The following is a 19,002-nucleotide window of genomic DNA, read 5'->3' on the forward strand; positions in this document are numbered from 1 at the left end:
TATAACCTCTTGTGGTTAAATCGTTGATAGCTTCGACTAATGTTGAATATACTTTCATGCTGCCTATTTTTTTAATTTTCTACATTAAAAGGTATAGTAATCACAAACTATATAAGTTACCGTTCTTGGTTTCTGTTCTTTTAAGTTGTCCAGTTCTGTTCAAATCATCCAGCATCTGTTTCGCTATTATTATACCTTTATCGGCCAACTCTGCATATTCTTTTACCGTAAGTGTTGGATAGTGGGACAACAAATTGTTCAACGAAGTATCATAATGCTTTTTCTTGTTTAACGGCAATAACTTATTTATAGCCAGCTCATAATCTTTATAGGATTTTGACCCATATACAAGTTGTTCATTCCCTTTTTCATCTTTAAATATAATAGTAGGAAATCCTCGAATGCCTAATTGTCGGCCAAGTTCCAAATCTTCAAGAAAATCTTGTTCTGCTTTTCCATATAAATAATCTTCTTTCAATTGGTTCACATCCAATTTTGAGAAAATCGCAGCTTTTGCAATGTGCTCCCATTTTGTAATATTCTTCTTTTCAAGAAACAACAGTTCGCGCATTTGCCTCAAAAAATCAATTGCCTTTTCATCGTCCTGCAACTGTGCGGCCTTAAAAGCGATTGAGGGTGGGTAAGAAGAATGTAAAGGGTCTTCCAACCAGATGTCTCCATCTATGGGCATTTGAAAGTAATAGCTCACTTCATCCCAATGTTTTGCAACATCTACCGGATTGTTAATAATACCGTCACTATAGTTCCAATCGGGCAAAAGCCCACCCATCCTATATTCAAAATCAAGTAGGTGCCCATATTCAAGCTTCAACTTGCGCAATTGTGGTTCAATACCCCAGCAACTTGAGCAGATAGGGTCCGTATAGTACATCACACGAATGGGTTTCGCCAACGTATTATCAGTTCTAATTTTTTCGGACGTATGCTCCATTGTAAGTATTTCACAAACACCTGTTTCTGGATTACAAATCAGTGGGTTCTTTAAATCAGTATTTATAGACTTTTTCTTAAATTTTAATTACAATTTTATAATATCAGGTCATAATTTTGACTATTATTCATCTGGATAGAATCTTGCTTTAAGAAAGCTCTTTTCTGCTATACCGGTAAGCAACAATACCCCTGCCAATGTGAGCAAAAAGTAACATGGAAGCCCTGTTAATTGTGCTGTTAATACTATCAGAATTAAGACAGCTGCAATCAAATAGCGAACATAAACGTCTTCTTTACTTATCTTTTGGACTTTAAACTTTCTCATGATTTCTAAATTTTAAATGTTAATAATTACGTTGTTTGTGTATTACTGTGCTGCAAACTGTAAATGAACCACAATGTGCACGTCCTTTCCAATACCAGCTGCAGTAGGGTCGTAATTAATGTTGTAGTCAAACCTGTTAATTGTGGTTTTTGCTTTCAACCCTATTTTTTCGCCTTGGTCACTTTTGGCAGTTCCGCCGTAATACACATCAAAAATTACTGGTTTTGTTATACCTTTTATGGTTAGGTCGCCGTATAGTAAATACTGATTGGGTTTACCTGTAGCCAAAATTTTGGTGCTTTTAAAAGTCATGCTTGGATAGGTCTCCGCTTCAAAAAAATCAGCACTTCTCAAGTGCTTGTCTCTGGCATCTACATTGGTGTCAATACTGGTTACCTGCACGTTAAAATTAAATTGTGCATCGCTTAAAGCATCACCATTTGTGGTTAAACAACCTGTGTAGTCTATAAACTTTCCATTCACCAAACTAATGCCTGAATGCTTGATGCTAAAATTTAACGAAGAATGGTAAGGGTCTACCTGCCATTGGGTCTGTGCAAAAGTCCCTATGCTATAAAGGGACATTACTAATAAAATCAGTGCTTTTTTCATAATCGTATAAAATTTAAATGGTTAATATATTATTTGATTACAAAAATAGTAGCACTAACTATGTTGTCAATTACACTTTTCGGTAGTAGAGGTGTAATTTTAGGATGTTAACAGGCTTCGCATCTCATCCCGAAACTCACCAGGTGTTTGCCCCGATTTTTTTTTGAAAACATTAGAGAAGTAAGAGTTTTCATTATAGCCTAATTCGTAGGCTATTTCAGCAATGGTTTTATCAGTGGTAGTCAGTAAATTTTTGGCTTCCATCAATTTTCTGGTTTCTATGATTTCCGACACACTTTGCTGTAAAATATTTTGACAAATCAAGTTTAAGTTACGTGTGCTCATAAACAATTTTTCAGCATAAAAACCTACACTCAATGGGCGTCGAAAATTTTCTTCCAAAATGGCAAGAAAATTAGTAAAGGTCTCATTTTGGTTTGAGGAAATATTCGCAGTCTGCTGTTTCTGCTTTTCAGATAGCACAATCGAAATAACGGCGTTGAGCAAATGACGAATGACTGAAAAATCAGGATTTGATTGCCTTAATTCGCTATACATCATTTCAGTTAAAACCGGAAGGCGTCCCGTAAGCCGTTCAACTGGCCAAAATATATTGGCATTATTATGGAAAGCAGAGTAAAGTTGAAATATAATTTCAGCTGTAAATTCACTACTAAACCTAATAACCCAAACATCGCACTTACCATCTTTTACTATAGGTTTTACTCTGTGTACTTTGCCTTTGCTTACAAAACAAACATAGGGCGCATCTACAGTTGTGGTCTCAAAATCTATGAAATGTTCAATAGAGCCTTCCATACCTATTAGGATTTCTTCAAAGTTATGATTATGAGGTTCATTAGTTGAAGAGGCAACTTTTTTTGCATCTTCAATAGAAAACCTAAATATGTTTACTGGCTGGTCCATTGCTTAATTACTGATGTATTCTAGAGTCTAAATTTACTAATTTTAAATTAGTTCTAAATATTCTATTCCATATATACCTTTTGTTTAGTTAAGGTAATTGAGGATTTCAAGGAATTAAGGATATAGAGTAATTATATTTTGGTCAATAGTCCCATAAATATCTTAAATTCAATGCTGTAATTACATCAGCAGAAGAATTTTGTTAGTAGGTCTTTTGAGAATACTGCTTTAACAAAAACCTGAAAATGACCACCGTACCAACTGAACGAACACGGTTAAGGAAACGAGGATTTTAAATCCTCATTTCTTTGCATAATATTTAGATTCCTTAAAATCCCCAAAACCCTCATTTCCTTCCTTTTGTAATCCTATATGTCACATTGAGCCTGTCGAAATGTTGATTCAGGATATAATATTAAGGATGTAGCTTGGTGTTCACTATATCACAATGTTCATTGTCACTGAACACTTAAAAATAATGAACACTATAACTGGCACCACGTTTTCAATAATAAACTTGAAATTAAAAATTTCTTACGGAAAACCGTAGCAATATTAAAGTGTTAAAAACTACTTTTATTTTTCTATTTGCCTTTTAGGGTTCTTTGTTTTCTTTTCTTATTTTTAAGAACTAAAAGTCTCCCTAAAGACAGATTAAGGTTTGGCAAATTTTACGATACTACGGTATGGTAAGGTAAGCTTTTGCGCTATTTTAAAACAAGTGAAATGCAATTACAGGTAATTCAAAATAAAATCTATCAAGTGCGAGGAGAACGCATCATGCTCGATTTTGATCTTGCTGAAATGTATGGAGTAGAAACCCGAGCTCTCAAACAAGCAGTGAGAAGAAATTTGGAAAGATTTCCTGAAGACTTCATGTTTCAGTTATCAAAACCAGAATGGCAACAGCTTATCACAAATTGTGATAACCTCCCAGAGAACATAAAATTTAGTCCAGCAACACCTTTTGCCTTTACTGAACAAGGAGTGGCAATGTTATCAAGCGTGCTTAACAGTAAAAAAGCAATCGAGGTAAATATAGCCATTATTAGAGCCTTTGTAGTGTTACGTCAACATCTGGCAGATTACAAAGACCTTAAAGAAGCCATTGCTATCTTGGAAAAGGAAATGAATACAAAATTCAAAGATATTAATCAGGCGCTACATTACCTTTTAAATAAAGATCAAAAAGAAAAAGAACAAGCTAATAGAAAGCAAATTGGGTATAAAAGAGATTGAGAAGCACCCCGAATTATGCAAGAACACTTAAAAACCAACATACTAAATTTTAAATGGCCAAGTAGCACGCCTACCATATACTTATCATTGGAGGATATAGAAGAAAGCCATCCAATTCATTGGTCAAAGTTTTCAAAGCAGATTAAAAAGGCGTTTCCAGATACAGATTTATCAGGTTTAGAGCATATTTACACCACCTTTACTCAAGAAATACCCAATGCACCAAGTATCAAAATAGACTTGACAAAAGGTAAAGAACTACGCATTTACAAGCAATTCCTTAAACACCAATTAAAAACATATTTTTTAGAAAAGGGCTATATCGTAGTCAAAAACTTTGTGCGTGATGTACAAGTGTGGATACCTTCAAAAAAAGGAAATACAGCAGACTATAACCTCTTTTATAAATTTTCATTTAAGATACAGTTCGCAAAACTTACAGATTTACCAGAGCTAATAGTGTCCTATGATGGGACATCAAAAGTCCTAACCAAGTCAGTTCAGGATATTGAGGAAACAGAGCTAATCAAACGCTGCGTGTATGGTCAAAAAACATTTAATTACCAAATGGACCTCGACACAGAGGACAAAGAAGACTTTTACAACAGCATAGATTTTAGTCAAGCCTTTCCAATATTTAATTTAAAATTGGCAAGAGCGGTAAACATACCAATTGAAGAACCTGAAAGACCAAAAAACAAATATCAAAAGTACGTAACACTCATTTCCAATTTTGCAGAAAAGTATTTGTTTACAGAAGAATTTAAAGCCTTATTCCCATTTAAGCAAGATGCTTTTATAGATGTGCCTGGTAACCGTATTAATCACATAAATCCCAACTTGGGCTTATTGGAGTTTGGTAAAGACCAATATGGCAATAAGAAAACCCATTTAGTGCCTAAAAAGGCAATGAATATCTTAAGCCCATATCGCAGACCAAACAATCAAAACATTAAGTTTTTCTTTATTTATCATACATCACATAAAGAAGCTATTAAGTCGTTTTATGGTAATTTAAAAAATGGTGTTGATGTAACAGACACAAAGAAGAAATACTTCCACGGTATTGAGTCGTATGTAAATATTAAAGTAGCAACATCTAAAGAACACTTTATTGAGTTTACCAATGAAAACGACCCGATTCCAGAAATAATTGAAAAGTTAGAAAGTTTAACCTTCGACCACGATAATATAAAATACGCAGCATTTTATTTAAGCCCATTCGATAAGTTCACACCAGATCCTGACGACCGCGAAATTTACATCCGGATTAAAGAATTGTTTTTAAACGAAAGGATTGTAACTCAAGTAGTAGATTATGAAAAAATGGTCGTCAATATTGAAAATCAATACAACTTCCAATTTTCATTACAAAATATGGCATTGGCTATCCACGCTAAATTAGGTGGCGCACCTTGGAAGTTGGCAGTAACCGATAAAAAAGAATTGGTGATTGGAGTAGGCGCATTTACCAATCAAGATCATAAACACCGTTATGTAGCAAGTGCATTCAGTTTTCAAAACAACGGGATTTTCAATAAGTTCGATTGTTTTTCAAAAAACGAAACAGATTTGTTGGCAGGAAGTATTATTACAGCAATTCGTAAATTCTTTACACAATCCGAAGCTGATAAAATTGTTATTCACTTTTACAAAGAAATGAGTAAGCGAGAAATGCAACCTATTTTAGAAGGAATGCATAAACTCAATCTTGAGAATAAACCTATTTACATCTTAAATATCAATAAAACAGAATCAAAAGACATCATAGCGTATGATACCGATTTTGAAAATAATCTAATGCCATATAGCGGAACTTTTGTAAGATTAGGAGAGCGTAAATTTTTACTATTCAATAACGGTAGGTTTGAAGAAGAACGCTTTTTTGATTCCGATGGGTTCCCTTTCCCAATTAAAGTAAGTATGAGTAGCCCTAATGAAGATGCTTTTGAAGATGATAACATCATTACAGAATTACTCACACAAGTATTCCAGTTTAGCAGACTGTATTGGAAATCCTTACGTCAACAAAATGTACCAATAACCATAAAATATCCCGAAATGGTAGCCCAAATAGCACCTCGTTTCAATAATGGTGTTCCAGAAGATGCAAAAGATACCTTGTGGTTTCTGTAGTTTTAAAAATCTAAACTTCTGTTAATTAAATAAGTATTTGTTAAAATTTCGTAACTTCGCAATTACAATGAAACAAGTATTCCATAAAATATTGTCCTTGACAATGGCAATTGTAGTGTTGTTCTCTACAATGTCATTTACGGTTAATATGCATTATTGTGGTGATACTTTGGTAGAAACTGCTCTTTTTCATAAAGCCAAAGGTTGCGGTATGGAAATGGAAAAACCTTCAACTGAAAGCTGTTCCATTACCAAAAAAAACTGTTGTGACGACAAGCAATTATCTATTGAGGGACAAGATGAACTACAAATACAATTCGATAAAGTTTCATTTGAACAACAAGTATTCATTGCATCTTTCGTATATACTTATAGCAACCTTTTTGAAGAGTATAATGAAGATATAAACTCTTTTAGAGAGTATAAACCACCTTTGGTCGTCAGGCAGTTATACAAGCTTGATGAGACTTACCTAATTTGATTTTTAAACAATAGACTGTGTTATCCTATGGCTTTTGTCATAAGGTAATTTGCTGTATTCGGTGTTGTCCTAACGCCAATGTCTAACTGTTTAATTATCAAAACCAATGCTAAATAAAAGCATCAAATTCTTAATAGAAAATAAGCTCGTTGCTGTTCTGTTGCTCGTTCTTTTTATAGGATGGGGAACCGTAAACGCACCTTTTAATTGGGATACTGGTTTCTTGCCAAGCAATCCGGTAGCAGTCGATGCTATTCCAGATATTGGTGAAAACCAACAAATTGTATTTACCAAATGGGATGGTCGTTCACCACAAGATATTGAAGATCAAATTACCTATCCATTAACCACATCCTTGTTAGGGATTCCTGGAGTAAAAACCATTCGAAGTTCGTCAATGTTTGGATTTTCCAGTATCTATATCATTTTTGAAGAAGATGTAGAGTTTTACTGGAGCCGAAGCCGCATTCTCGAAAAACTCAATTCCTTACCAAGTGGTTTGTTACCAGAAGATGTGAATCCTGCATTGGGGCCTGACGCCACAGGTTTAGGACAAATATTTTGGTACACGCTTGAAGGTCGTGATGAAAACGGAACCGTTACAGGTGGTTGGGATTTACACGAATTGCGTAGCATTCAAGATTACTATGTTAAATATGCACTATCCTCTGCAAGTGGTGTATCTGAAGTTGCATCTATTGGTGGTTACGTGCAAGAATACCAAGTGGATGTAAACCCAGAATTAATGCGTCAATATAATATTGGCTTGCACCATATTGTAAAAGCAGTTAAAGAAAGTAACCGAGATATTGGAGCACAAACATTAGAGATTAATCAAGCAGAATATTTAGTGCGTGGATTGGGTTATGTAAAATCGATATCAGATATTGAAAATGCTGTGGTCACTTCAAAGGATTTTACTTCCATCCGAATTAAAGATATTGGTAAAGTGTCGCTTGGTCCAGCAGCCCGTAGAGGCATCTTGGATAAGGAAGGGGCGGAAGTTGTAGGAGCTGTGGTTGTGGCGCGTTATGGTGCAAATCCGCTTGAGGTAATTAATAACGTTAAAGAGAAAATAAATGAAATAAGTGCTGGGTTGCCTTCCAAAACCTTGGCAGATGGAAGAACATCGCAAGTTACCATTGTGCCATTTTACGATAGAACAGAACTCATCCAAGAAACTTTAGGAACCCTTAACGAAGCCTTGACATTAGAAATATTGATTACCATTCTTGTGATTATTGTTATGGTCTTTAACCTTCGAGCCTCAGTGTTAATTTCAGGATTGTTGCCTGTAGCGGTATTAATGGTGTTTATAGCCATGAAGCTCTTTGGCGTTGATGCTAATATTGTTGCTTTATCAGGTATCGCTATTGCTATTGGTACTATGGTCGATGTAGGTGTGATTCTTTCTGAAAACATCATTCGGCATTTAGATGAAAACGAAAATATCATTCCGACAGAGCGAGGTACGAGCAACGAGAAACGTGAGCTCAGCGAAGCTAGATCTCAGGATGAGGCTCTTCATGCTGTTCAGAATGACAAACGTTCTATAAACCAAATCGTTTATAACGCCACAGCAGAAGTCTCTGGAGCCATTGTAACAGCAGTCATGACTACTATTATCAGTTTCATTCCTGTGTTTACCATGATTGGTGCCGAAGGCAAACTATTTAGACCATTGGCCTTTACAAAAACCTTTGCCCTAACAGCATCAATAATTGTGGCTTTATTTTTAATCCCACCTTTTGCAGCTTTTTTATTCCGAAGAAAACGTATTAAAACCAGTTTTAAAACTATTTTAAATGGCGCTTTAATAGCATTTGGTATCATAGCTTTAGTATACGGTTATTGGTTAGGGTTAATACTGATAGCTTTTGGAACTATAGCACTTCTCAATCTTCAAAATAAAATAATTGACAAACAAACTAATCTTGTCAATATCATTATTTCGGCATCTGCGATAGTATTCCTGTTAGCCGAGTATTGGCGACCATTGGGAGTTGATAAAAGTATTTTCTGGAACCTGATATTTGTAAGTGTGATTTGCTTTGGTTTATTAGGTGTTTTCTCATTGTTCATTTCATATTATACACGTATTTTAAGATGGTGTTTAAATAACAAATTATTGTTTTTATCTGTTCCAACAGCGATTGTCATCGCAGGATTTTTCATTATGAACAATACTGGCAAAGAGTTTATGCCATCCTTAAATGAAGGTTCATTTTTATTGATGCCTACCTCCATGCCTCATGCTGGTGTGGAAGAAAATAAACGCGTTTTGCAACAATTGGATATGGCTGTGGCCAGTATTCCAGAAATTGAAACCGTTGTTGGTAAAGCAGGAAGAACCGAATCGGCTTTAGACCCAGCACCATTATCCATGTATGAGAATATCATTCAGTACAAATCAGAATATATGCTGAATGATAAAGGGGAGCGCCAACGTTATAAAGTCAATGAAGATGGTTTGTTTGAATTGAAAGCGAATGTCATTCCGACAGAACGAGGAACGAGTGGTGATAAACGTGAGTTCAGCGAAGCTAAATCCCATAAAGAGATTCTTCACTCCGTTCAGAATGACAAACCACGTTACATTACCTCGGGCACTTCAATCGAAAGGTCTCAATTAATCCCAGACGATGATGGTGAATTCTACCGTAACTGGCGACCAGAAATTGAATCACCAGACGACATTTGGAATGAAATAGTTCGTGTAACCAAATTGCCAGGCGTAACCTCTGCGCCAAAACTGCAACCCATAGAAACCCGATTGGTCATGCTGCAAACAGGAATGCGAGCACCTATGGGAATTAAAGTAAAAGGTCAGGATTTAAAACAAATTGAAGCGTTTGGCGTACAATTGGAAAACATTATCAAGGAAGCAGAAGGGGTTAAAGAAGAAGCTGTTTTTGCTGATCGAATTGTAGGGAAACCGTATTTGCTCATAGATATTGATAGAGAGAAGATTGCACGTTACGGCATTACCATTGAAGAGGTACAAGATGTGTTGAAAGTAGCCGTTGGAGGTATGGTTTTAACCCAAACGGTTGAAGGTAGGGAGCGTTATGGTGTTCGTGTGAGATACCCAAGGGAATTACGAGCCAATCCAACCGCTTTGGAACAAATTTATATACCTGTTGAAAAAGGCAATCCTGTTCCTTTAAACGAATTGGCAAGCATACGTTATGAGCAAGGGCCACAAGTGATTAAAAGTGAAGATACCTTTTTGGTGGGTTATGTGTTGTTCGATAAAAGGGATGGCTTTGCTGAGGTAACTGTAGTGGAAAATGCACAAGCATTAATTCAAGAAAAAATAGATTCTGGTGAATTGATAGTTCCAAAAGGCATTAATTATCAATTTACAGGAACGTATGAAAATCAATTACGGGCAGAAAAAACCTTATCGGTTGTTGTGCCGTTAGCCTTGGCAATTATTTTCTTAATTCTGTATTTCCAATTCCGTTCTGTGGCAACATCGTTAATGGTGTTTACAGGTATTGCAGTCGCATTTGCAGGAGGTTTTATCATGATTTGGTTGTATGGTCAAAATTGGTTTTTAAACTTTAATTTCTTTGGGGAAAATCTTCGTGATTTGTTCCAAATGCATCCCATTAATTTAAGTGTAGCAGTTTGGGTTGGGTTTATTGCGCTCTTCGGAATTGCAACCGATGATGGTGTGGTCATGGCAACGTATTTAACGCAAACCTTCCGAAGAAATTCACCAGAAACCAAAAAGGAAATTAGAGCATCCATCGTGGAGGCTGGAGAAAAACGAATCAGACCTTGTTTGATGACCACTGCAACCACCATTCTGGCTTTATTGCCAGTATTGACATCCACAGGACGAGGAAGCGACATCATGATCCCCATGGCTATCCCAAGTTTTGGAGGCATGCTCATAGCCTTAATAACTTTATTTGTAGTTCCAGTTTTATACAGCTGGAGAGCAGAGTGGAAGGTTAGAGGTTAGAGGTTGGAAGTTGGAAAATAGATTAAAATTTAAAATTATTGAATTATGATAAAGTCCTATAAAGATTTAAAGGTTCATCAAGAGGCGTTTTCTTTAGCTATGAATATTTTTTGGCGAACAAGGAAATTTCCAAAAGAAGAAATGTATTCACTTACTTCACAAATTGTGCGTTCCTCACGTTCAGTTTCAGCAAATATTAGTGAAGGTTGGAGCAAACGAATGTATGAAGCCGTTTTTAAACAACAGTTGGTTACAGCACTAGGTTCAAACGGAGAAACTCAAGACTGGCTTGATTATGCCTTTGCATGCAAATATTTAGCTCAAGAGGAGTATTCCAGATTTTCAAAACAAAATAGCCAAATAGGAAAAATGTTGACCAAATTATATCAAAATTGGAAAAGTTATGAATAAAACACTAATAAATAATATTGGGCTTCTAATCCATTCAATGGTAACTCGGCAGTTGTTCCAGCTTCCAACTTCCAGTTTCCAATTTCTGTTGCCAATACTTTTAATGTCTTCAGTGCATTCCGTATTTTCTCAAAATTTACAGGAATACACAGACCTAGCTTTAGAAAACAATCCGGAAATTCAAAAGTTTGAATTACAGTATGGTATTGCTTCTGAAAAAGTGAATGAGGTTAACAGTTTGCCTAATACCGAATTCAATTTGGGGGTTATGGCCATAAAACCAGAAATGGAAATGCCTATGGAACGTTTTCGAGTTTCCGTTATGCAAATGCTCCCTTGGTTTGGCACCATAACGGCAAGAGAAAATTATGCAAGGTCAATGGCAGATGCGCAGTACATTGAAATTACGATAGCTAAACGAAAACTGGCACTTTCTGTATCGCAATTCTATTACCAACTCTATGAAATTAAAGCCAAACAAGATGTTTTGGATAAAAACATTGCGCTGTTACAATCTTACGAACAGCTAGCGCTCACTTCTTTAGAAGTAGGTAAAGCATCAGCCGTGGATGTGTTACGATTGCAGATAAGACAAAACGAATTACAACAAGAAAAAGACATTTTGATTCAGCAATATAAAGGGATACAAGCTGCTTTGAATAGTTTGATGAATCGGGACTATGATGAAGCGGTATCAGTTGTTTCTTCCATGGGAATTCCAGAAGATGATAGTTTTAATGGTTATGAAAGTTTGGAAGTAAACCCAGAGTTGTTCAAATTTGATAAGTTGTATCAATCGGTAGAACAATCCGAATTGTTAAATCAAAAAGAAAGTGCTCCGATGCTTGGTTTTGGTGTGGAATATATCAGTCAAGATAACAGTCCAATGATTACCAGTTCCTTTAAAGATATGGTCATGCCCATGCTATCGGTTTCCATACCTATTTTCAATAAAAAATATAGCTCTCAAACCAAACAAAACGAATTACGAAAACAAGAAATCCAATCGCAAAAAGAGCAACGACTGAATTTGTTGAAATCGGAATTATCAAAAGCCATTTCGCAACGAAATCAATCGCGAATTAAGTTTGTTACTCAAGAGAAAAACCTAAAACAAGCCAAAGATGCAGAGAATATATTAATTAAAAACTATGAAACAGGGACAATAGATTTTAATGATGTTTTGGATGTTCAAGAGTTGCAACTAAAGCTTCAAAAGAACCAAATAGAAGCCATTAAAAACTACTATGTTCAAACAGCGATTATTAATTATTTAACGAATTAAAAATGACACACACATATCACATACACGGAATGACCTGCAATGGATGTCGTACTCACGTAGAAGAAACACTTTCTAAAGTAAAAGGTGTTTCCAAAGCAACAGTCGATTTAGAAAAAGCAGAAGCGATAATCGAAATGGCATCACATATTCCTTTAGAAACCTTTCAAGAAGCTTTAAGAAATGATGGTGACAGATACAGTATACATAAGCTTGACGAAAAACCAACTCAAGATAAAAAAGTAATAACATCCAAAGGTAAAGGCACCGGCACCTTTTATTGTCCCATGCATTGCGAAGGTGATAAAACTTATGATAAACCAGGCGATTGTCCGGTTTGTGGTATGGATTTGGTTGAGGAACAGAATTTATCGTCAACCCATTCCGAGCAATGGACCTGTCCCATGCATCCCGAAGTAGTAAAAGATGAAGCAGGTTCATGTCCAATTTGCGGTATGGATTTGGTACCCATGCAAGCAGATTTGTCTTCTGAAGAGAAAACTTATAAAAAGCTATTAAAGAAATTCTGGATTGCATCCATATTCACATTGCCCATTTTCATCATTGCCATGAGTGAAATGCTTGCCAACAATCCACTATTTGAAATCATGCATCAAAAAAACTGGAACTGGATTCAATTTGTATTGTCCATTCCAGTGGTATTTTATGCCACATGGATGTTTTTTGAACGTGCATATAGAAGTATCAAAACTTGGAACTTAAACATGTTCACCCTTATTGGGATTGGAGCAGGTGTCGCTTGGTTGTTTAGCGTGTTTGGCATATTCTTTCCAGAGGTGTTTCCAGAGCAGTTCTTATCGGAATCTGGTGCAGTGCACGTCTATTTTGAAGCAGCGACAGTAATTTTAACACTCGTATTATTAGGGCAATTGTTGGAAGCGCGAGCTCATAGCAAAACCAATTCGGCAGTCAAGGAACTGTTAAAATTGGCGCCAAACAAAGCCATAAAGGTAGTGGATGGTGAAGATGTGGAAGTGAGTATCGATCACATTGAATTAGGAGATATCCTAAAAGTAAGACCAGGTGATAAAATTCCTGTGGATGGCTCGATTACCGAAGGTGAAACCACCATTGACGAATCCATGATTACAGGAGAACCCATTCCCGTAAACAAGTCGGTTAATGATAAAGTAAGCAGTGGTACCATAAACGGGAATCAAGTGTTCTTGATGAAAGCCGAAAAAATTGGGAGCGACACTTTGCTTTCCCAAATTATCCACATGGTGAACGATGCCAGCAGAAGTCGTGCGCCTATTCAAAATTTAGCCGACAAAGTATCTGGGTATTTTGTGCCTGCTGTGGCGATTATTTCAGTGTTAACTTTTATAGTTTGGGCACTTTGGGGTCCAGAACCTGTTTATGTGTACGCCTTTGTAAATGCCATTGCAGTGCTAATTATTGCCTGTCCGTGTGCTTTAGGATTAGCCACACCAATGTCTGTGATGGTAGGAGTGGGTAGAGGTGCGCAAAATGGCGTGCTTATTAAAAATGCCGAAGCACTGGAAAAAATGGACAAGGTAGACACTTTAATCATTGATAAAACAGGAACCATTACCGAAGGCAAACCAACAGTTGAAAAAATAGGAGCTTTTGGAGATGGCCTAACTGCTGGCAAGGCAGGTTTTACCGAAGCTGAGGTGCTGCAATATATTGTGTCGTTAAATAGTAATTCAGAACATCCACTGGCTGAGGCTACCGTAAAATATGGTAAAGAAAAGAAAACAGAAATACTAAAATCTGAAAACTTTAGTGCTGTTACAGGTAAAGGAGTGGAAGGACAAGTAAATGGAAAACCCGTAGCCTTAGGAAACCCAGAAATGATGCAGCATGCCAACGCTAAAATTTCTTCAGAAATGGAGAATGAGGCAAAAACCTATCAAAAACAAGGCAAAACGGTTTCGTATTTGGCAATTGATACAGTTGTAGTTGGTTATGTGGTGATTGGCGATAAAATAAAAACAACCAGCGCCAAGGCTATTAAAACCCTTCAGGATAAAGGGATAGCAGTCATCATGCTTACAGGAGATAATCACGATACTGCTCAAGCCGTGGCAACAGAATTAAATCTGGCAGATTTTAAAGCCAGTATGCTGCCAGAGGACAAACTCAAAGAAGTAGAGAAACTGCAACAACAAGGTAAAGTGGTTGCTATGGCTGGAGATGGCATTAACGATGCACCAGCATTGGCAAAAAGTGATGTTGGTATTGCCATGGGAACAGGAACCGATGTGGCTATTGAAAGCGCTATGATAACCTTGGTTAAAGGCGATTTACACGGTATTTTAAAAGCCAAAAACCTAAGTCATGCTGTAATGAAAAACATCAAACAAAATTTATTTTTCGCATTGATTTATAACACCTTGGGAGTGCCAGTGGCTGCAGGTGTTTTATTTCCGGTTTTCGGAATATTGCTGTCGCCCATGATTGCGGCTTTGGCCATGAGCTTTAGTTCGGTTTCGGTTATTGCCAATGCGCTGCGATTGAGAACAGTTAATGTTTAACTTTTAAAACAAATTAAAATGGAAAATTCAAAAGAACACTCAAATAAAGGAAATTACAAAACCTTCTTTATCATGTTGGCTTGCTCATTTGTAGCCATGTACATTACCATGTATTTAAACACATACACAATAGACCACGTATGGTTTAGTCTAACACGTTTCTATATGACGTGTCTGGGTATTTCTGCAATGGCAGTCATCATGTGGTTTTTTATGCGTAACATGTATAACAATAAAAAAAAGAACATAGCTATATTGGCAGGTAGTTTCATACTATTTATAAGTGCATTGGGATTGGTAAGGATGCAAGCTCCAATAATTGGAGATGTCCTTTGGATGAAAGCCATGATACCACATCATTCCATTGCTATTTTAACCAGTGAACGTGCAGCAATTCAAGACCCAGAGGTGAAGAAGTTGGCTAATGAGATTATTGAAGCACAACGTAAGGAAATTGAGCAAATGAAAGCCATGATTAAACGATTGGAAAATGAAAAATAATAAAATAGTTATATACATAGGTTTGCTAGCGGCAGGCATACTTTTGGGTTGGGTGATATTTGGTGGTTCTTCAAAAAAAGAAACAGACCATAATCATGAAGTTGTTGCAGAAACCAATCAAATGTGGACCTGTTCCATGCATCCACAAATTATGCAGCCAGAACCAGGTGATTGCCCTATTTGTGGTATGGATTTAATTCCTGCCGAAACAGGAAGTGATGGTTTGTTGGCAAACCAGTTTAAGTTAACAGATAATGCCATGGCCTTGGCCAATATTCAAACCAGTATTATTGGTAAAGGAAACGTAGAAGGTCATGTTTTGACATTATCAGGTAAAATTGCTGAAAATGAAAAGGCCAATGCCGTTCAGGTAAGTTATGTTTCAGGTAGAATAGAACAATTGTACGTGAACGCTACAGGCGAAACGGTTTCTAAAGGTCAGTTATTGGCAAGCATTTATTCACCAGAACTGTATGCAGCACAACAAGAATTGATAACAGCAGCGTCAATAAAAAATTCACAACCCGAATTATATCAAGCAGTTAGGAATAAGTTGAAATTATGGAAACTATCTGAAAGTCAAATCAATCACATTGAAACCACTGGTAAAGTACAAGAAAACGTGTCTGTTTATGCTACTGTTTCTGGAACGGTTACTGAAAAATTGGTGGCACAAGGCGATTATGTTAAACAAGGAGAACCTTTTTTAAAGATAGCCAACCTCAATTCGGTTTGGGCCAATTTTGATGTGTATGAAAATCAGATTGATTTATTAAAAAAAGGACAGCAGGTAATTGTTACTGCCAAAGCCTATCCCAATAAAGAATTCACAGGAACAGTAGATTTTATAAACCCAGTATTAAATACCCAGACAAGAACCGTAACTCTCCGTGTGGTACTAGATAATAAGGATCTTAAATTTAAACCAGGCATGTTTGTTACTGCCAGCATTGAAGGTGGTTTAAAGAAAAATGAGGATGTATTGACAATTCCTGCATCTGCTGTGTTATGGACTGGCAAACGATCTGTAGTGTATTTAAAAACACAGCCAAACCAACCTGTTTTTGAAATGCAGGAAGTGGTTTTAGGTAATAAAATAGGAGACACTTATGAAGTTGTGGATGGCGTGTTTGTTGGAAATGAGATAGTGACTCATGGAACTTTTACTGTGGATGCTGCAGCACAATTGCAAGGTAAAAAATCCATGATGAATAAGGAGGGAAACAAAACAATGACAGGTCACCAAGAACATTCGGGAGACCATGCTTCCAATACAGACAGCAAACAGGTTAATATACATGAACGTATGGAAGTGTCAGGGGACTTTCAAGCACAATTAAGTCTTGTTTTTAATGATTATATCGCTTTAAAAGATGCTTTGGTTAAGGAAGATTCCAAACGTGCTGTAACAGCTTCAAATAATTTCCTAAGCCATTTATCTGAAATAGATATGGAACTTTTAAAGGGTGAAGCACACAAGCAATGGATGGCATTGGAAAATGACTTGAGAACATCGGCTGTTTCAATTTCTAAAGCTTCAAGCATACCTTCACAAAGAGACTTCTTTAAACAGTTATCAGCAAAATTAACAAAAGCCCTGGAAGTATTTGGCATCAATGAAACGGCCTATCTTCAATTTTGTCCTATGGCAGATAACAACCAAGGTGCGTATTGGTTAAGCAAAGAAAAAAAGGTAATCAATCCTTATTTTGGTGAAGCCATGCTCACCTGTGGCGAAGTCAAACAAGTAATAGATTAAGTAAAGACAAATAATAACAATTAAATTTTTAAAAAAATGAAAAAAGCAATTTTAAGTGTCGCTGTAATTGCGGTATTAGGTGTAACGGCCTGTAAAAATGAAGCGAAACAAGAAACAACAACACCAAGCACCGAAATGAGTAAAGACATGGCATTCACAGATGTATCTTTTGGTGTAAGGGGAAATTGTGGCATGTGCAAAAAAACCATAGAAAAAGCTGCCAATGGCGTTGAAGGAGTTGCCAAAGCCACTTGGGATGTGGATAAAAAGAAAATAGATGTGTCTTTTGATGACACCAAAACCGATGTTATGGCTATTCACCATGCCATAGCTGCATCTGGTTATGATACCGAAAAGGTTACTGGAAGTGAAGAAGCCTACAAAAATCTACCAGACTGTTGTAAATACGATCACAGCATGATGATGAACCAGTCAGGCGAAATAAAAGCAGAGGTTCATTAATTAATAATCAATTACAGAAAAAAAGGACTTGTAAGAGTTCTTTTTTTTTACTGTTATTTTTAAATTATCATAAGTTTTCAGAGTTTGTTTCGTCTAATAAGTTTGATGCACAGAAAAACAAATTTGGACTGTTATTTTATATCATTCCTATTTATAGTATTTTAGGGAACGCTATATCAAATAAAACCTTAAAAGATGACAGACATTGTGTTTTTAAATACCAAACCTTGTAAATTTGTAATATGAAAGAAGCGCTATTACTCCAAGTGGAAACCTACGTCGTAGACCTGTTAAACAAACAGCTGGCAGCTACAAATTATTACCATAATGCCATTCATACCAGACGTGTGGTAGCCAATATTGAAGAATTGGTAAGCCTGGAAGCTTGTACAGAACAAGAAACCATGGCTTTAAAGCTTGCAGCTTGGTTTCATGATGTAGGCTATATTTATACAGATCAAGGTCACGAAGAAGAGAGTGTAACAATAGCCATTTCTTTTTTAAAGCAACAAGAGGTGCCTGAAGACTTGTTAAGCCTAGTGGAACAATTGATTTTGGCCACTAAAAGTGAGTTTAAGCCCAAACATAAATTAGAAGCAATTATAAAAGATGCCGATTGTGGTCATATCGCTTCAGAAAATTTTATAGAAATTTCGGGTAATTTAATGAAAGAAATAAATGCCAAAAACCAAAAGCATATTTCTGAAATAGAATGGTTGCAACAAAATTTGGTGTTTCTTAAAAACCACTCGTTTTATTCCAATTCTGCAAAACAATTGTGGCAACCTAAAAAAGAGATCAACCAATTGGAAGTTCAGAAAAAAATAGATAAACTGTTGGCCAAAGAAAAGAAAAAAGATAAAAGTTCAAGATTTGGTAGAGGTATAGAGACCATGTTTCGGGTTCAATTAAAAAACCATATAGAACTAAGTGCCATTGCCGATACCAAAGCCAATATTTTACTATCGGTAAATGCCATTATTATTTCGGTTGCCCTGTCCAACTTAATCCCAAAACTGGATAGTCCGTCTAATTTATTTTTAGTATATCCAACTTTAATATTAATGTTGTTTAGCGTAGCTTCAGTGGTATTGTCCGTTTTGTCCACACGACCAAAAATATCCAATGTGGCCATCACCAAGGAGATGATCAAAGAAAAGAAAACCAACATTCTATTTTTTGGGAACTTTCAAAAAATGAGTTTGCAAGATTTTGAATGGGGAATCGACTATTTAATGGAAAACGAAGAAACCTTATACAATTCGCTTACTAAGGATTTGTATTATTTAGGTCTCGTACTTAACAGAAAATATAAGTTGTTACGGATTACCTATACCGTTTTTATGTTTGGGATCATTATTTCGGCAGCAGCATTTATTTATAGTTATTATGTATATTTTTCTGTGTAACACAAAATA

The 19,002-nt window shown here is 36.1% G+C and carries 15 protein-coding genes; 11 read left to right on the forward strand and 4 right to left on the reverse strand.

What is annotated here, in order from left to right:
- Window positions 1-100: 100 nt before the first annotated feature.
- The 4 genes from AACY93_RS10285 to AACY93_RS10300 all read right to left on the reverse strand — a co-directional run bounded on the left by AACY93_RS10285 (window position 101) and on the right by AACY93_RS10300 (window position 2,818).
- A complete protein-coding gene (locus AACY93_RS10285; protein WP_286853513.1) occupies window positions 101-952 on the reverse strand; it encodes a DsbA family protein in 852 nt (283 codons plus the stop codon).
- A gap of 123 nt (window positions 953-1,075) precedes the next feature.
- Entirely contained in the window at window positions 1,076-1,279 is a 204-nt protein-coding gene (locus AACY93_RS10290; protein WP_286853515.1) for a hypothetical protein, read from the reverse strand.
- A 42-nt stretch (window positions 1,280-1,321) separates the two neighbouring features.
- Window positions 1,322-1,891, reverse strand: coding sequence for a YceI family protein (locus AACY93_RS10295; protein ID WP_286853516.1), 570 nt, complete (start codon window positions 1,889-1,891; stop codon window positions 1,322-1,324).
- Window positions 1,892-1,990: 99 nt separating this feature from the next.
- Window positions 1,991-2,818 (reverse strand): AraC family transcriptional regulator, encoded by an 828-nt coding sequence (locus AACY93_RS10300; RefSeq protein WP_286853518.1) that lies wholly within the window; start codon window positions 2,816-2,818, stop codon window positions 1,991-1,993.
- A gap of 726 nt (window positions 2,819-3,544) precedes the next feature.
- Between AACY93_RS10300 and AACY93_RS10305 the strand changes: the two genes are divergently transcribed.
- The 11 genes from AACY93_RS10305 to AACY93_RS10355 all read left to right on the forward strand — a co-directional run bounded on the left by AACY93_RS10305 (window position 3,545) and on the right by AACY93_RS10355 (window position 18,993).
- Window positions 3,545-4,057, forward strand: coding sequence for an ORF6N domain-containing protein (locus tag AACY93_RS10305; protein WP_286853519.1), 513 nt, complete (start codon window positions 3,545-3,547; stop codon window positions 4,055-4,057).
- 15 nt (window positions 4,058-4,072) lie between these two features.
- Window positions 4,073-6,193: a Piwi domain-containing protein gene (locus AACY93_RS10310; protein ID WP_286853520.1), complete on the forward strand. Its 2,121-nt coding sequence runs from the start codon at window positions 4,073-4,075 to the stop codon at window positions 6,191-6,193.
- Window positions 6,194-6,260: 67 nt separating this feature from the next.
- The gene (locus AACY93_RS10315; RefSeq protein WP_286853521.1) at window positions 6,261-6,674 is read left to right on the forward strand and encodes a hypothetical protein; all 414 of its coding nucleotides are present in this window, start codon (window positions 6,261-6,263) and stop codon (window positions 6,672-6,674) included.
- Window positions 6,675-6,780: 106 nt separating this feature from the next.
- Window positions 6,781-10,647, forward strand: a complete 3,867-nt coding sequence (locus tag AACY93_RS10320) for an efflux RND transporter permease subunit (RefSeq protein WP_286853522.1) — start codon at window positions 6,781-6,783, stop codon at window positions 10,645-10,647.
- Between the two features lie 45 nt (window positions 10,648-10,692).
- The gene (locus AACY93_RS10325; RefSeq protein WP_286853524.1) at window positions 10,693-11,058 is read left to right on the forward strand and encodes a four helix bundle protein; all 366 of its coding nucleotides are present in this window, start codon (window positions 10,693-10,695) and stop codon (window positions 11,056-11,058) included.
- Window positions 11,059-11,161: 103 nt separating this feature from the next.
- Window positions 11,162-12,343, forward strand: a complete 1,182-nt coding sequence (locus AACY93_RS10330; protein WP_286853525.1) for a TolC family protein — start codon at window positions 11,162-11,164, stop codon at window positions 12,341-12,343.
- A gap of 2 nt (window positions 12,344-12,345) precedes the next feature.
- Window positions 12,346-14,862 carry a heavy metal translocating P-type ATPase gene (locus AACY93_RS10335; RefSeq protein ID WP_286853527.1) on the forward strand — a complete coding sequence of 839 codons (2,517 nt, stop codon included), beginning with the start codon at window positions 12,346-12,348 and terminating at the stop codon, window positions 14,860-14,862.
- An 18-nt stretch (window positions 14,863-14,880) separates the two neighbouring features.
- A complete protein-coding gene (locus AACY93_RS10340) occupies window positions 14,881-15,363 on the forward strand; it encodes a DUF305 domain-containing protein (RefSeq protein ID WP_286853529.1) in 483 nt (160 codons plus the stop codon).
- Entirely contained in the window at window positions 15,353-17,122 is a 1,770-nt protein-coding gene (locus tag AACY93_RS10345; protein ID WP_286853531.1) for an efflux RND transporter periplasmic adaptor subunit, read from the forward strand. The genes AACY93_RS10340 and AACY93_RS10345 overlap by 11 nt, the downstream gene beginning before the upstream one ends.
- Before the next feature lie 36 nt (window positions 17,123-17,158).
- Window positions 17,159-17,584, forward strand: coding sequence for a cation transporter (locus AACY93_RS10350; protein WP_286853532.1), 426 nt, complete (start codon window positions 17,159-17,161; stop codon window positions 17,582-17,584).
- 242 nt (window positions 17,585-17,826) lie between these two features.
- Window positions 17,827-18,993 (forward strand): Pycsar system effector family protein, encoded by a 1,167-nt coding sequence (locus AACY93_RS10355; RefSeq protein ID WP_286853534.1) that lies wholly within the window; start codon window positions 17,827-17,829, stop codon window positions 18,991-18,993.
- Window positions 18,994-19,002 lie beyond the last annotated feature (9 nt).

The sequence above is a fragment of the uncultured Xanthomarina sp. genome (assembly GCF_963971605.1).
GTDB lineage: Bacteria > Bacteroidota > Bacteroidia > Flavobacteriales > Flavobacteriaceae > Xanthomarina > Xanthomarina gelatinilytica.

What these genes read in the sequence shown, in the direction of transcription:
- AACY93_RS10320 (WP_286853522.1), top strand. Translation starts at nt 6,781, where the DNA reads ATGCTAAATAAAAGCATCAAATTCTTAATAGAAAATAAGCTCGTTGCT.
- AACY93_RS10300 (WP_286853518.1), bottom strand. Translation starts at nt 2,818, where the DNA reads ATGGACCAGCCAGTAAACATATTTAGGTTTTCTATTGAAGATGCAAAA.
- AACY93_RS10335 (WP_286853527.1), top strand. Translation starts at nt 12,346, where the DNA reads ATGACACACACATATCACATACACGGAATGACCTGCAATGGATGTCGT.
- AACY93_RS10295 (WP_286853516.1), bottom strand. Translation starts at nt 1,891, where the DNA reads ATGAAAAAAGCACTGATTTTATTAGTAATGTCCCTTTATAGCATAGGG.
- AACY93_RS10340 (WP_286853529.1), top strand. Translation starts at nt 14,881, where the DNA reads ATGGAAAATTCAAAAGAACACTCAAATAAAGGAAATTACAAAACCTTC.
- AACY93_RS10325 (WP_286853524.1), top strand. Translation starts at nt 10,693, where the DNA reads ATGATAAAGTCCTATAAAGATTTAAAGGTTCATCAAGAGGCGTTTTCT.
- AACY93_RS10285 (WP_286853513.1), bottom strand. Translation starts at nt 952, where the DNA reads ATGGAGCATACGTCCGAAAAAATTAGAACTGATAATACGTTGGCGAAA.
- AACY93_RS10310 (WP_286853520.1), top strand. Translation starts at nt 4,073, where the DNA reads ATGCAAGAACACTTAAAAACCAACATACTAAATTTTAAATGGCCAAGT.
- AACY93_RS10345 (WP_286853531.1), top strand. Translation starts at nt 15,353, where the DNA reads ATGAAAAATAATAAAATAGTTATATACATAGGTTTGCTAGCGGCAGGC.
- AACY93_RS10330 (WP_286853525.1), top strand. Translation starts at nt 11,162, where the DNA reads ATGTCTTCAGTGCATTCCGTATTTTCTCAAAATTTACAGGAATACACA.
- AACY93_RS10350 (WP_286853532.1), top strand. Translation starts at nt 17,159, where the DNA reads ATGAAAAAAGCAATTTTAAGTGTCGCTGTAATTGCGGTATTAGGTGTA.
- AACY93_RS10305 (WP_286853519.1), top strand. Translation starts at nt 3,545, where the DNA reads ATGCAATTACAGGTAATTCAAAATAAAATCTATCAAGTGCGAGGAGAA.
- AACY93_RS10315 (WP_286853521.1), top strand. Translation starts at nt 6,261, where the DNA reads ATGAAACAAGTATTCCATAAAATATTGTCCTTGACAATGGCAATTGTA.
- AACY93_RS10355 (WP_286853534.1), top strand. Translation starts at nt 17,827, where the DNA reads ATGAAAGAAGCGCTATTACTCCAAGTGGAAACCTACGTCGTAGACCTG.
- AACY93_RS10290 (WP_286853515.1), bottom strand. Translation starts at nt 1,279, where the DNA reads ATGAGAAAGTTTAAAGTCCAAAAGATAAGTAAAGAAGACGTTTATGTT.